The sequence below is a fragment of the Sinorhizobium sp. 8-89 genome, assembly GCF_030124325.1.
Lineage (GTDB): Bacteria > Pseudomonadota > Alphaproteobacteria > Rhizobiales > Rhizobiaceae > Sinorhizobium.
The window spans coordinates 335,232-347,714 of sequence record NZ_JASKLR010000004.1 but is presented as its reverse complement, the minus strand read 5'-3'; the positions used below and the strand labels follow the sequence as shown (position 1 = coordinate 347,714).

Genomic DNA, 12,483 nt, shown 5'->3' with positions numbered 1-12,483 from the left:
CCAACGCGATGACAAGCTGTGCCATGCCCAGATCCAACGGGGCCGCTCCCGACGCCGCTATGCGGCGGGGCGCCTGTCCGTCGCTCGCGAAACCGATGCAGACCGGTGACGGATTGCTGGTGCGCCTGCGACCGGCGACCGGCAGCATGACGCCTGGGGAGTTGCGGGCACTTGCCGCGGCGGCCGAGCGCTTCGGCAACGGAATTCTGGAAGTGACAGCGCGGGGAAATCTGCAGGTCCGAGGCCTGACCGCCGCGACCGCCGCCGGCCTCGCGTCGGCAATCGGCGAGGCAGGCATTGCCATTGCCGACGGCGTTGCGATCGAAACGCCACCGCTTGCCGGGATCGATGCGGACGAGATCGTCGATCCACGTCCGCTCGCACGGGCGTCGCGCGAAGCGATCGCCGCGCTCGATCCGCCCCTCACGCTCGCGCCGAAGCTCTCGATCATCATCGACGGCGGCGGCCGCGTTCACCTCGACGACATCGTTGCCGACTTGCGTCTCAAGGCGGTGAAAGCGGATGACGGCGTAGCGTGGCTGCTTTCCCTCGGCGGGACCGCTCGCACGGCGCGGTCGGTCGCGCCGCTCGATGCGGGCGAAGTCATTCCATGCCTCTTGGCCATTCTCGGCAGGCTCGCCGCAATCGGTGACAGCGCGCGCGGCCGTAATCTCGACGCGGCGGCGATCGGAAACGAATTGGCGGTCGGAGAGCGTCCGCCGGCGAGGCCGACCCTGGAGACGGAGCCGGCAGCGTCGGTTGCCGGCATGCACATGGTGGCCGATGGCGTAACCGTGCTTGGCGTCGGTTTCGCCTTCGCCCAGGCGGATGCGGCCAGCCTGACGGCGTTCCTGCGTAAAGCCGAGGAGTTGGGTGCGACGGAGATCCGGCCCGCACCGGACCATGGCCTCTTCGTGCTCGGGCTCGACCGCGAGGCGGCCGCGACGGCACAGCGTTTCGCGTCTTCTCTCGGTTTCCGCATTGCCCCCGATGATCCGCGCAATCATATTGCCACCTGCGCCGGCACGGGAGCCTGCGCCTCGGCGCTGATGGAGACGAAGGTCGTGGCAGGGCTGATGGTTGAGGCGGCGCCCGAACTGTTCGACGGCTCGATGGCCGTTCATCTCTCCGGCTGTCCCAAGGGATGCGCGCGACCATCATCGTCGGAGCTGACGCTTGTCGGTGCGCCATCAGGATATGCGCTTGTCGTAAATGGTACTGCTTCCGTCGCGCCGAGCGCCTACACGGATGCGAATGGTATAAAAACCGCGCTCGCGCATCTCGGTGCGCTGGTCAGGGAAAACAAAGACGCTGGCGAATCGGCGCGGTCCTGTCTTACACGGCTCGGGGTCGCGCGCATCGCCGCAGCGTTTGAACAGGGATAGAAATGCCGGACTACGATTATATCCGCGATGGCAACGCCATCTATGAGCGTTCCTTTGCGATCATTCGCGCGGAGGCCGATCTTTCCGGCTTTTCCGAAGAGGAGGCCGATCTCGCCGTGCGTATGGTGCATGCCTGCGGCTCCGTCGAGGCCGCGCGCCAATTCGTCTTCTCGCCGGATTTCGTTTCCGCCGCGCGCACGGCGTTGAAAAACGGCGCGCCGATTTTCTGCGACGCTGAAATGGTGGCGCATGGGGTGACGCGGGCGCGGCTGCCGGCAGGCAACGATGTCATCTGCACTCTTCGCGATCCGCGCACCGGGACGCTTGCGACGGAGATCGGCAATACGCGCTCGGCGGCCGCATTGAAGCTTTGGGGCGAACGGATGGCCGGCTCCGTCGTCGCCATCGGCAACGCGCCGACGGCGCTCTTCTACCTGCTTGAAATGCTGCGCGATGGCGCACCGAAGCCAGCGGCGATCCTCGGCATGCCGGTCGGCTTCGTCGGCGCGGCGGAATCGAAGGATGCGCTCGCCGAGAATTCCTATGGTGTTCCATTCGCGATCGTGCGCGGCCGTCTCGGTGGCAGCGCCATGACCGCCGCGGCGCTCAACTCTCTCGCGAGGCCGGGCCTATGAGCGCGGTCGAGATGGGCAGATTGATCGGTGTCGGCACCGGCCCCGGCGATCCCGAACTTTTGACGGTGAAGGCGGTGCGGGCGCTCGGCGAAGCCGACGTGGTCGCCTTTTTCGCCAAGGCAGGGCGCAACGGCAATGGCCGCGCGGTGGTGGAGGGCCTGCTGAAGCCGGATCTTATCGAGTTGCCGCTCTACTATCCGGTGACGACCGAGATCGACAAGGACGACTGCTCTTACAAGAGCCAGATCACGGATTTCTACAATGCCTCCGCCGAGGCCGTCGCGGTGCATCTCGACGCAGGACGAACCGTCGCGGTGCTCAGTGAAGGTGACCCGCTCTTCTACGGGTCTTACATGCATCTGCACGTGCGGCTCGCGGGCCGGTTTCCGGTCGAGGTCATTCCCGGCATCACCGCCATGTCCGGTTGCTGGTCGGCCGCGGGGCTGCCGCTGGTGCAGGGCGACGACGTTCTTTCCGTGCTGCCCGGCACGATGGGCGAGGGCGAGCTTCAGCGTCGCCTTGCCGATACAGAAGCCGCCGTCATCATGAAGGTCGGCCGCAACCTGCCAAAAATCCGCCGGGCGCTTGCCACCGCAGGCCGGCTCGGCGGGGCCGTCTATGTCGAGCGAGGCACCATGAAGAATGCCGCGATGATTCCGCTTGGCGAGAAGCCGGACGACGAGGCTCCATATTTTTCGCTGGTGCTCGTCCCCGGTTGGAAGGATAGACCCCGGGAGGACAGGCGATGACCGGCAGGCTTTTCATCGTCGGCACGGGTCCCGGCAATCCGGCACAGATGACGCCCGAGACCCGCGAGGCGATCTCCGTCGCGACCGAGTTCTTCGGCTACGGTCCCTATCTCGATCGTCTGAACCTCAGGGCCGATCAGCGCCGCATCGCCTCCGACAATCGCGAGGAACTGGACCGGGCCCAGGCGGCGCTTGCCCGCGCTGCCTCCGGGGAGGATGTCTGCGTCGTGTCGGGTGGCGATCCGGGCATCTTCGCGATGGCGGCCGCCGTCTGCGAGGCGATCGACAAGGGACCGGAGGAATGGCGGCAGATCGATCTGGTGATCACGCCGGGCGTGACCGCGATGCTGGCGGTTGCTGCCCGCATCGGTGCGCCGCTCGGCCATGACTTCTGCGCCATGTCGCTGTCCGACAATCTGAAGCCCTGGGAGGTGATCACGAAAAGGCTGCGGCTTGCCGCCGAGGCCGGGCTGGTGATCGCGCTCTACAACCCGATCAGCAAGGCAAGGCAGTGGCAGCTTGGCGAAGCCTTCGGCGTTCTTCGGACTGTTCTGCCTTCTCACGTCCCGGTCATCTTCGGCCGGGCGGCTGGCCGGCCGGACGAGCGCATCACGGTGATGCCGCTAGGCGAAGCCGATGCCAATCGCGCCGACATGGCGACCTGCGTGATCATCGGTTCGCCGGAAACGCGGATCGTCCCCCGTGACGGCAAACCGGATCTCGTCTACACGCCGCGGTCCTATTCCGGGGAAAGCCATTGATGAATGCGTTCGAGCGCCTCATCGCAATTGCCGACCGACGGAACGTCGGCGGGCTTGCGGCGCTCGATCATGATCACCTCGATACGGCGTTTGCGCGCCGCGGCGATCTTGCCATAGGTGGCGCGGCCGCCGCTGTTCTTGGCGACCACGACCTCAATGCCATGCTCCTGGAACAGGTCGATCTCGTCTGCTTCCGCAAAGGGGCCGCTGGCGAGAATCGTGGTGACGTCAGGCAGTGCGAGCGGTGGCGTCACCGGATCGACGCTGCGGACGACGTATTTATGCTGCGGGGCCTTCTCGAAGTGGAACGCCTCCTGCCGGCCGATCGCCAGGAAGACGCGGCGCGGGGCGTCACCGAGCGCAGACACGGCCTCGGCCACGCTTTCAACGCGCGTCCAGCGATCTCCGCGTTTACGCTCCCAGGCGGGACGACGAAGTGCAATGAGCGGCGTTCCGGTGGTTTCCGACGCCGTGGCGGCATTGTGAGAAATGCGGGCGGCGAAGGGATGCGTCGCATCGATCAGCAGGGCGATTGTCTCTGCCTTCAGGAAGGCGGCAAGCCCTTCCGCGCCGCCGAAGCCGCCGATGCGGGTCGGCAGAGGCTGCGGGCGCGGGTCGGCGGTGCGGCCTGCGAGCGAGATGGCCGCATCGTAGCGAGGATCGGGCGCAAGGCGCTCGCCGAGCTGCCTCGCCTCGGTCGTGCCGCCAAGGATCAGAATGCGAGGTCTGCCAATGGCTGACGTATCGAACAGCGCCTCGGTCATTGTCGCTCCCTGGTTGGTGATCATCGGGCTCGGTGAGGATGGTGTAGCGGGTCTCGGCGAGGAGGCCAAGCGGCTGATTGCAGCTGCGCCGGTCGTTTTCGGTGGCGCCCGCCATATCGAACTCGCGGGCGCCCTGATCACGGGCGAGCGCCACATCTGGCAGAGCCCCTTCGAAAAATCCGTCGAAGCGATCGTTGCGCGACGGTGCAGCCCGGTCGTCGTGCTCGCCTCCGGCGACCCGTTCCTCTTTGGCGTCGGAGTGACGCTCGCGCGACGGATCGATGCCGCGGAAATGCGAACCATTCCCGCACCGTCGTCCTTTAGCCTTGCGGCGTCACGGCTCGGTTGGGCTTTGCAGGACGCGGCAACCGTTTCGCTGCATGGAAGGCCGCTCGATCTCATCCGGCCGCATCTGCAGCCGGGGGCACGTGTCCTGGTGCTGACATCCGACGAAGGTGGTCCGAAGGCACTTGCCGCACTCCTTTGCGACAGCGGGTTCGGTCAGTCGCGACTTACCGTTCTGGAGGCGCTGGGCGGAGAACGCGAACGTATCTCGCGGCACATCGCATCGAGCTTTGCTCTCGAAAGCCTGCACCCTTTGAACGTCTGCGCCATTGAAGTCGTTGCCGATGCGAACGCGCGGGTATTGCCGCTCGCCACCGGCCTCGATGATGCCCTGTTCGAACATGACGGCCAGATTACCAAGCGCGAGGTGCGCGCGCTGACACTTTCGGCGCTCGCTCCGCGCAGGGGCGAGCTGTTGTGGGATGTCGGTGCCGGTTCCGGCTCCATCGCCGTCGAATGGATGCTGGCGGATCCAGCGATGCGCGCCATCGCCATCGAGGCCTCGCACGAGCGGGCGGCACGGATCGGCCGCAATGCGTCGCGCTTCGGCGTGCCCGGGCTGACAGTGGTCGAGGGTGAGGCGCCCGGGGCTCTTCGCGGGCTCGCGTCGCCGGACGTGATCTTCGTCGGCGGCGGGGGCAGCGAGCCCGGGGTGATGGATGCCGCGATCGCCGCGCTCCGCACAGGCGGCCGGCTGGTGGCGAATGCGGTGACGACGGAAATGGAGGCCGTTCTCATCGCGCACCATGCGCGGCTTGGCGGCTCGCTGATCCGCATCGATATCGCCCGGGCTTCGCCGGTCGGAACGATGACCGGCTGGCGGCCGGCCATGCCGGTCACGCAATGGTCCTGGGTAAAACCATCGTGATCCGGGGCCCGAACGAAATTTGAGAGGATAGAATATGACGGTTCATTTCATCGGCGCGGGCCCGGGTGCGGCAGACCTGATCACAGTCAGGGGCAGGGACCTGATCGGCCGCTGCCAGGTCTGCCTCTATGCCGGGTCGATCGTGTCGCCCGAGCTTCTGCAGTATTGTCCGCCGGGCGCCCGCATCGTCGATACGGCGCCGATGTCGCTCGACGAGATCGAAGCGGAATATGTCCGCGCCGCAGAGGCGGGGGAGGACGTGGCGCGGCTGCATTCGGGCGATCTTTCCGTCTGGAGCGCGGTCGCCGAACAGATCCGCCGGCTTGAGAAACATGGCATCGCCTATACCATGACGCCTGGCGTGCCGGCTTTCGCCGCTGCCGCCGCAACGCTCGGCCGGGAGCTGACGATTCCTGCCGTTGCGCAAAGCCTGGTGCTTACCCGCGTTTCCGGCCGTGCCTCGCCGATGCCGAACAGCGAAACGCTCGCCGCATTCGGCGCCACGGGTTCGACGCTCGCGATTCACCTCGCCATCCACGCACTCGACCGGGTGGTCGAAGAGTTGACGCCGCTCTATGGCGCCGACTGCCCGGTTGCGATCGTCGTCAAGGCGTCGTGGCCGGATGAACGCGTTGTGCGTGGCACGCTTGGCGATATTGCGGACAGGGTCGCGGTCGAGCCGATCGAGCGCACGGCGCTGATCTTCGTCGGTCCCGGCCTCGAAGCCGCGGACTTCCGCGAAAGCTCGCTCTACGACCCCGCCTACCAGCGCCGTTTTCGCGGGCGCGAATAGAGCGCGATCATCAGGGGCTATTCTCGCGTTCGGGCTTCGGCTTCCGCGGCACGCCCTGTCGTTCCTCGAAGCGATCTCGGTAGAGCGCTGCCTGGCCGAGCAGCATCAGCGTCACCGGCGTTGTCACAGTGACGAAGAGGATTATCAGCACTTCGTGGAAGATCCAGCGGCTTTGCAGTACGGCGAAGCAGAGCATCGACGCGAGGCAAATGAGGATCGTGCCGCCGCTGGTCGCAATCGTCGGGGCGTGCAGGCGCTCGTAGAAATCGGTAAGGCGCAACAGGCCGAGCGAGCCAATCAGCGTCGTCGCCGCGCCGAGAAGCAGCAAGCCGCAGACGCCGAGGGCGGCCCAGGCCGGCAGGTCTGTCAGGTGGCTCATTCGATCACCTCGCCGCGCATGAGGAACTTCGCGAAGGCGATCGAGGAGACCAGACCGATCAGCGCTATGATGAGCGCGGTCTCGAAATAGATCGTGTTCGCGCTGCGGATGCCGAAGGAGAGCAGCATCAGCATTGCGTTTATGTAGAGCGTGTCGAGTGCGAGGATCCTGTCCTGCGCCCGCGGCCCCCTGGCGATACGATAAAGAGCGCAGGCCATCGCCAGCCCGAGCATGACCTGGGAGAGGAGCACCGACCAGGTGATCGCAAGCTCAGTCATTGGAATATCTCCTTCAATGCCGCCTCATAGCGCTTGACCGTCCCGCGCCACAACTCCTCGTTCTGCATATCGAGCACATGGAAAAGCAGGATCTTCTGACGGCGGTCGTATTCCAGCCAGGCCGTTCCCGGAGTGGCCGTCATGATGCAGGCGAGCAGCGCGAGTGCATTCTCGTCTTCGAGATCGAGGCCAACTGTCAGGAAACCGGCATTCGCGGGGACGCGGCGCGCGCGCAGGATGATTGTAGCGACGGCGATGTTCGAGCGAATGATGTCGGCAATGACCTGCAGAGCGAAGCCGGCTGCGCGCGAGACGCGGTGAAGACGCGATCTTGCAGGATGCAGCTTGAGCGTCACCCAGCCAAGCACCATGCCGAGAAAGAGGCCGACGAGGATCGAGCCCGGCGCCAGCGACTGGTTCAAAAGCAGCCACATCACGAGCAGCGCGATCGACAGCAGCGGATAGGGGAACCAGGTGCGCATCTACTGCTCTCCCGTCCTCGGCGCGGAAAGAACGCGCTCGCTCTGGAACAGCGGGTTGAGCAGATCGTCAGCGGTTGCCTGCATGTAACGCATGGCGGGGCCAGCCTGAAGGCTCAGGAAGATGCAGGCGGCAAGCAGGACGACAACGGGCGTGATCTCGATGACGAAGACCCGCGGTACCGTGCCTTCGATCGACGCCCAGAAGGTCCGGATGCCGATGCGGTTCATCGCGATCATTGCGGCAAGCCCCGACAGGATCAGAAGCACGACATAGGTCCAGTCGGTGGCAGACATGGCGGTTGCCATATCGGTGCCCGGCATGTCGAAGAGGCCGCGCAGGATCGCGAACTTGGCGACGAAGCCCGACAAGGGCGGCAGGCCGGAAAGAAGCACGGCACAGAGGCAGAAGCAGAGACCGAGAACGGCCATCGTCCCGGGTATCGCGACGCCGACCTCTTCCTCTTCTTCATCGAAGTCGCCATAGGCTTCCATCGTCACCGCCAGAACGTCGGCGCCGGCGTCGCGGCCGCGCTCGACGAGTTCGATGAGCAGGAAGAAGGCGGAGATCGTCAGCGTCGAGCTGACGAGATAGAAGAGCGCGCCGGCGAGCATTCCGCCGTGTCCGAGGCCGATCGCAGAAAGCAGCGTTCCGGAGGAGACGAGAACCGAATAGCCGGCGAGCCGGCCCATCGCCTGCGAGGCAAGCACGCCGATCGCGCCGAAAGCAATCGTCAACATACCGCCTGCGACGAGCCAGCCTTGCCCGAAACCCGCGGAAGCCCCGGCCGCCGCGCCGAAAATAAGGAAATGCAGGCGGATGATGACGTAAATTCCGACCTTGGTCAGTATGGCAAAGACTGCGGCCACCGGCGGGGTCGCGGCCGCATAGGCCGGCGGCAGCCAGAAGCTAAGTGGCCACATGCCGGCCTTGACGAGGAAGGCGATGCCGAGGATCGCGGCGCCGGTTTCGACGAGCTGCCGGTTCTCGGGTGCAAGTGTTGCGAGCTTGGCGGCGAGGTCGGCCATGTTGAGCGTGCCGGTCACGCCGTAGATCAGGCTGACACCGATGAGGAACAGCGAGGAGGCGGCGAGATTGATTGCGATATAGTGCAGTCCCGCCTTGACCCGCACGGGACCGGAGCCGTGCAGCAACAGGCCATAGGACGCTGCCAGCATCATTTCGAAGAAAACGAAAAGATTGAAGAGATCGCCTGTCAGAAAAGCACCATTGAGGCCGGCGATCAGAAACTGGAACAGCGAATGGAAATGGTGGCCGGCCGTGTGCCAGCGTGCCATTGAATAGGCTTGGGCGGCGAGGGCCAGACCCGCCGTCAGGCAAAGCATCAGCGCCGACAACCGGTCGAGCACCAGGACGATGCCGAACGGGGCCGGCCAGTTGCCGAGCTGATAAATGCCCCTCGCCGGGAGACTGCCTGTGTTCGCGGCCATGCGCATGAGGATCACCGCTATGACGAAAACGGCGAGCGTCGAGGCGAAACCAAACAGGCCCTTCAGCATACGATTGCGCTCGTCGACCGGGATCAACGCCGCGCCGACGGCGAGCGGCAGCAGGATCGGCAGTATGAGAAGGTGTTGCAGCCAATCAGTCATGGCGTTGCTCCCTTCCGTCGACATGGTCTGTTCCGGTGAAACCGCGTGAGGCGAGCAGCACCACGAGGAACAGCGCCGTCATGGCGAAGCCGATGACGATTGCGGTCAGCACCAGCGCCTGCGGAACGGGATCCGTATAGCGCGCGAGGTCGCCGACGCCGCCTGGATCGAGCACCGGCGGCGCGTTCACCCGCAGCCGGCCCATGCCAAAGATGAAGAGATTGACGGCGTAGGAGAGCAGCGAGAGGCCGATGATGACCTGGTACGTACGCGGCCTCAGCAACAGATAGACGCCGGACGCGGTCAGCGCTCCGATTCCCGCGGAAAGAATGAGCTCCATTACCGAACCCCCTCTTTCTCGGCGCGCGCTGCCCTCGTATGGGCGCGCGGCGCGCGGACCGACTGGTGGGCGAGCGCAATAAGGATCAGCACCGTGGCGCCGAGGACCAGCGAAAAGACGCCGAGATCGAAGAGGATGGCGCTCGCCAGCGGAAATTTACCGACGATCGGCAAGGTCGCATATTGCGCGTGCGAGGTGAGGAACGGATAGCCGAAGAGCCACGATCCCGCGCCCGTCGCGACGGCGACCAGAATGCCGATGCTCATCCAGCGCAGCGGGTGAATGCGCAACCGCTCCTCGACCCAGCGGGTGCCGCCCGACATATATTGCAGGATGAAGCCGATCGACATGGCGATGCCGGCGGCAAAGCCCCCGCCCGGCAAGTCGTGCCCGCGCAGAAAGAGATAGGCGGCGAGCAGTCCCGTGACCGGGAACATCCAGCGCATGATGACGGAGGGGACGAAGAGATACTCGGCGATGCTGTCGCCGGCCGCCCGCTCCGGGTGATCGTCGTCGAAAGCGTTCTGTACCCGCTGTTGTTCCGGGGCTTCCAGGCTGTCGGCCTGCGGACGGAAACGCAGCAGAAGCGCAAAGACCGTCAAGGCGACGATGCTGAGGACGGCGATCTCGCCGAGCGTGTCGAAACCGCGGAAGTCGACGAGGATGACATTGACGACATTGGTGCCGCCGCCGTCCATGTAGGCCCGCGCAAGGAAATAGCTGGCGATGGTATCGGGCAGCGGCCGCGTCATGACCGTATAGGCGATGAGCGTCATCCCGCCGCCGGCCAGGATTGCGAGAAGGAAGTCGCGCAGGCGCCTGAGGCGGATGCGGAACGGAAGATCTTCCGCATCCTCCGGCTGCTCGATCCGCTTTGGCAGCCAGCGTAATCCGAGCAGGATCAGGACAGTCGTGACGATTTCGACGAGCAGCTGGGTCACCGCCAGATCGGGTGCGGAAAGCCACACGAAGGTGATGCAGGTGACGAGCCCTGCGCCGCCGAGCAGCACGAGCGATGCGAGACGATGGAACTTGGCCTGGTAAGCCGATCCGACGGCGCAGGCGATGCCGATCACCCAGAGCAGGGCGAAGGCCGGATCGACGCCGCGTATGAGGAGAGGCGGCAGCTTGAAACCGCCGATCACAAGCGGCAACGCCCCCGCCGCGAGTGCGAGGACAACGACGAAGCACATCTGAGGCTGGAGACGGCGCGTGCCGAGGCTCTGCTCGAGCGAGCGGGCCCACTTCCACGAAAGCGTCACCAGCACGCGTTCGAAGATGCGCTGGCCCTGGAGCAGTCGGAAGACCGGCGGGCCCTCGACGCTGGTCGCAAGATAGGAACGCATCAGGAAATAGAGGCCGACCCCGCCCGACAGCGCCACGAAGCTCATGATCAGCGGGATGTTCCAGCCATGCCAGACGGCAAGGCTGTATTGCGGCGTACGATCGCCGAGGATCGAGACGACGGCCGTGTGGAGGAACGGTCCGATCGTCTGCGCGGGGATGATGCCGACGACGAGGCAGGCGAGGACGAGGAAATCCACCGGCGCGCGCATCCAACGTGGCGGCTCGTGCGGTTTCTTCGGCAGGTCTTTCGGCATGGGACCGTAGAAGACGCCGTGAATGAAGCGCAGGGAATAGGTGACCGCAAACATGCTCGCGATTGTCGCGACATAGGGCGTCATCGTGTCGAGCGCATTGACGAGATGCGTCTCGATCGCCTCGGCGAAGAACATTTCCTTGGAGAGAAAGCCGTTGAGCAGTGGCACGCCGGCCATGGCCGCGCTCGCCACCATGGCCAGCGTTGCGGTGATCGGCATGTAATGGAAGAGACCGCTCAATTTGCGCATGTCGCGCGTACCGGTTTCGTGGTCGATGATACCGGCGGCCATGAACAGCGAGGCCTTGAAAGTCGCGTGATTGACGATGTGGAAGACCGCGGCGACGGCCGCCAGCGGGCTGCCGAGGCTCAAGAGCACGGTGATGAGCCCGAGATGGCTGATCGTCGAATAGGCGAGAAGCCCCTTCAGATCCTGCTGGAAGATCGCGAAATAGGCGCCGAGCAAGAGGGTCGTGAGGCCGGCGAGGCCGACGATCCAGAACCAGGCCTCGGTGCCGGCCATCACCGGCCAGAGCCGCACAAGCAGGAAGACACCGGCCTTCACCATGGTCGCCGAATGCAGGTAGGCCGAAACCGGCGTCGGCGCGGCCATCGCGTGAGGCAGCCAGAAATGAAAGGGGAACTGCGCGCTTTTCGTGAGCGCGCCAAGCAGCAGCAGGATGAGGACGGTCAAGTAGAGCGGATGGTCGCGGATAGCGTCGCCGGAGGCGAGCACGACATCGAGATCGTAGCTCCCGACGATCCGGCCCATGATCAGCAATCCGACCAGCATGCAAAGCCCGCCCATACCGGTCATTGTCAGCGCTATGCGCGCGCCGTCGCGGGCATGGGCATTGTGATGCCAATAGCCGATCAGCAGGAAGGAAACGATGCTCGTCAGTTCCCAGAAAACCGCAAGCAGGATCAGGTTGCCGGAGAGCACGATGCCGAGCATCGATGCCATGAAGGCAAGGAACAGCGCGAAGAAGCGTGGGACCGGGTCTTCGGCGGCCATGTAGTAGCGGGCGTAGAGAACGACGAGCACGCCGATCGCCGTGATCAGCGCCGAAAACAGCCAGGCGAAACCGTCCATCCGCAGGGTGAAATTGAGCCCGAGTTCATGGATCCAGGCGAGTTCATAACGCAGTACGCCGCCGGACGCGACGAAGGGATAGAGGCCCGCGGTCGCCAGAAAACAGACAAGGGCGATCGCCCCTGCGAACCAGGCCGTCGCACCGCGTTGATCGGACGGAAAGAAGATTGCGATGAGGCTTCCCGCGAAGGGGGCGAGAATGAAGACAGGCAGCAATTTCCCCGCGTATTCGATCGTTCCGTTCCCCTCTTTGGGTATCTTGGAGAGTGGGATCTGGGTCCCGAGAGCGTCGCTCAAAAGCGACCGTCGCAAACAATGCCGGATCACCCGCGAAGCGGCAAAGGCATGTGTTTTTATGACTTTTTTCCAGCCGACTGCCAAGTCGTTCGGGAAGAAAAAC

The 12,483-nt window shown here is 64.8% G+C and carries 13 protein-coding genes; 6 read left to right on the top strand and 7 right to left on the bottom strand.

From position 1 onward, the window contains the following. Nucleotides 1-8: 8 nt before the first annotated feature. Genes cobG through QN219_RS11670 form a run of 4 tightly spaced genes read left to right on the top strand, consistent with a single transcriptional unit; the run spans nucleotide 9 to nucleotide 3,530 of the window. Nucleotides 9-1,385: a precorrin-3B synthase gene (cobG, locus tag QN219_RS11685; protein WP_283999822.1), complete on the top strand. Its 1,377-nt coding sequence runs from the start codon at nucleotides 9-11 to the stop codon at nucleotides 1,383-1,385. Nucleotides 1,386-1,387: 2 nt separating this feature from the next. Then, the gene (locus QN219_RS11680; protein ID WP_173509012.1) at nucleotides 1,388-2,020 is read left to right on the top strand and encodes a precorrin-8X methylmutase; all 633 of its coding nucleotides are present in this window, start codon (nucleotides 1,388-1,390) and stop codon (nucleotides 2,018-2,020) included. Then, nucleotides 2,017-2,769 carry a precorrin-2 C(20)-methyltransferase gene (locus tag QN219_RS11675; RefSeq protein WP_283999821.1) on the top strand — a complete coding sequence of 251 codons (753 nt, stop codon included), beginning with the start codon at nucleotides 2,017-2,019 and terminating at the stop codon, nucleotides 2,767-2,769. The genes QN219_RS11680 and QN219_RS11675 overlap by 4 nt, the downstream gene beginning before the upstream one ends. Beyond that, nucleotides 2,766-3,530 carry a precorrin-3B C(17)-methyltransferase gene (locus tag QN219_RS11670; RefSeq protein WP_283999820.1) on the top strand — a complete coding sequence of 255 codons (765 nt, stop codon included), beginning with the start codon at nucleotides 2,766-2,768 and terminating at the stop codon, nucleotides 3,528-3,530. Before QN219_RS11675 ends, QN219_RS11670 begins: the two co-directional genes overlap by 4 nt. On the opposite strand, the gene QN219_RS11665 is transcribed toward QN219_RS11670, so the two are convergent. Beyond that, on the bottom strand, nucleotides 3,509-4,294 hold the full coding sequence (locus QN219_RS11665; protein ID WP_283999819.1) for a cobalt-precorrin-6A reductase: 786 nt from the start codon (nucleotides 4,292-4,294) through the stop codon (nucleotides 3,509-3,511). The genes QN219_RS11670 and QN219_RS11665 overlap by 22 nt on opposite strands. On the opposite strand from QN219_RS11665, the gene cbiE reads away from it, so the two are divergent. Both cbiE and cobM read left to right on the top strand, forming a co-directional pair. Next, nucleotides 4,263-5,507, top strand: coding sequence for a precorrin-6y C5,15-methyltransferase (decarboxylating) subunit CbiE (gene cbiE, locus QN219_RS11660; RefSeq protein WP_283999818.1), 1,245 nt, complete (start codon nucleotides 4,263-4,265; stop codon nucleotides 5,505-5,507). The genes QN219_RS11665 and cbiE overlap by 32 nt on opposite strands. 34 nt (nucleotides 5,508-5,541) lie before the next feature. After that, nucleotides 5,542-6,300, top strand: a complete 759-nt coding sequence (gene cobM, locus QN219_RS11655; protein WP_283999817.1) for a precorrin-4 C(11)-methyltransferase — start codon at nucleotides 5,542-5,544, stop codon at nucleotides 6,298-6,300. Nucleotides 6,301-6,310: 10 nt separating this feature from the next. Here the strand turns inward: cobM and mnhG are convergent, their stop codons facing one another. The 6 genes from mnhG to QN219_RS11625 are packed head-to-tail and all read right to left on the bottom strand — an operon-like array spanning nucleotide 6,311 to nucleotide 12,317. After that, nucleotides 6,311-6,679, bottom strand: coding sequence for a monovalent cation/H(+) antiporter subunit G (gene mnhG / locus QN219_RS11650; protein ID WP_283999816.1), 369 nt, complete (start codon nucleotides 6,677-6,679; stop codon nucleotides 6,311-6,313). Next, nucleotides 6,676-6,957 carry a K+/H+ antiporter subunit F gene (locus QN219_RS11645; protein WP_283999815.1) on the bottom strand — a complete coding sequence of 94 codons (282 nt, stop codon included), beginning with the start codon at nucleotides 6,955-6,957 and terminating at the stop codon, nucleotides 6,676-6,678. Before QN219_RS11645 ends, mnhG begins: the two co-directional genes overlap by 4 nt. Further along, complete coding sequence (locus QN219_RS11640) at nucleotides 6,954-7,439, bottom strand: Na+/H+ antiporter subunit E (RefSeq protein WP_283999814.1); 486 nt, start codon at nucleotides 7,437-7,439, stop codon at nucleotides 6,954-6,956. Before QN219_RS11640 ends, QN219_RS11645 begins: the two co-directional genes overlap by 4 nt. Beyond that, nucleotides 7,440-9,050: a monovalent cation/H+ antiporter subunit D gene (locus QN219_RS11635; protein WP_283999813.1), complete on the bottom strand. Its 1,611-nt coding sequence runs from the start codon at nucleotides 9,048-9,050 to the stop codon at nucleotides 7,440-7,442. It lies immediately after the preceding gene. Further along, nucleotides 9,043-9,390 (bottom strand): Na+/H+ antiporter subunit C, encoded by a 348-nt coding sequence (locus QN219_RS11630; protein ID WP_173509022.1) that lies wholly within the window; start codon nucleotides 9,388-9,390, stop codon nucleotides 9,043-9,045. Before QN219_RS11630 ends, QN219_RS11635 begins: the two co-directional genes overlap by 8 nt. Further along, nucleotides 9,390-12,317 carry a monovalent cation/H+ antiporter subunit A gene (locus QN219_RS11625; protein WP_405052130.1) on the bottom strand — a complete coding sequence of 976 codons (2,928 nt, stop codon included), beginning with the start codon at nucleotides 12,315-12,317 and terminating at the stop codon, nucleotides 9,390-9,392. Before QN219_RS11625 ends, QN219_RS11630 begins: the two co-directional genes overlap by 1 nt. Nucleotides 12,318-12,483 lie beyond the last annotated feature (166 nt).

Excerpts from the sequence above, each read along its gene's own strand:
- QN219_RS11665 (WP_283999819.1), bottom strand. The coding sequence starts at position 4,294 with ATGACCGAGGCGCTGTTCGATACGTCAGCCATTGGCAGACCTCGCATT.
- QN219_RS11630 (WP_173509022.1), bottom strand. The coding sequence starts at position 9,390 with ATGGAGCTCATTCTTTCCGCGGGAATCGGAGCGCTGACCGCGTCCGGC.
- QN219_RS11645 (WP_283999815.1), bottom strand. The coding sequence starts at position 6,957 with ATGACTGAGCTTGCGATCACCTGGTCGGTGCTCCTCTCCCAGGTCATG.
- QN219_RS11640 (WP_283999814.1), bottom strand. The coding sequence starts at position 7,439 with ATGCGCACCTGGTTCCCCTATCCGCTGCTGTCGATCGCGCTGCTCGTG.
- QN219_RS11680 (WP_173509012.1), top strand. The coding sequence starts at position 1,388 with ATGCCGGACTACGATTATATCCGCGATGGCAACGCCATCTATGAGCGT.
- QN219_RS11675 (WP_283999821.1), top strand. The coding sequence starts at position 2,017 with ATGAGCGCGGTCGAGATGGGCAGATTGATCGGTGTCGGCACCGGCCCC.
- cobM (WP_283999817.1), top strand. The coding sequence starts at position 5,542 with ATGACGGTTCATTTCATCGGCGCGGGCCCGGGTGCGGCAGACCTGATC.
- cobG (WP_283999822.1), top strand. The coding sequence starts at position 9 with ATGACAAGCTGTGCCATGCCCAGATCCAACGGGGCCGCTCCCGACGCC.
- QN219_RS11635 (WP_283999813.1), bottom strand. The coding sequence starts at position 9,050 with ATGACTGATTGGCTGCAACACCTTCTCATACTGCCGATCCTGCTGCCG.
- QN219_RS11670 (WP_283999820.1), top strand. The coding sequence starts at position 2,766 with ATGACCGGCAGGCTTTTCATCGTCGGCACGGGTCCCGGCAATCCGGCA.
- cbiE (WP_283999818.1), top strand. The coding sequence starts at position 4,263 with ATGGCTGACGTATCGAACAGCGCCTCGGTCATTGTCGCTCCCTGGTTG.
- mnhG (WP_283999816.1), bottom strand. The coding sequence starts at position 6,679 with ATGAGCCACCTGACAGACCTGCCGGCCTGGGCCGCCCTCGGCGTCTGC.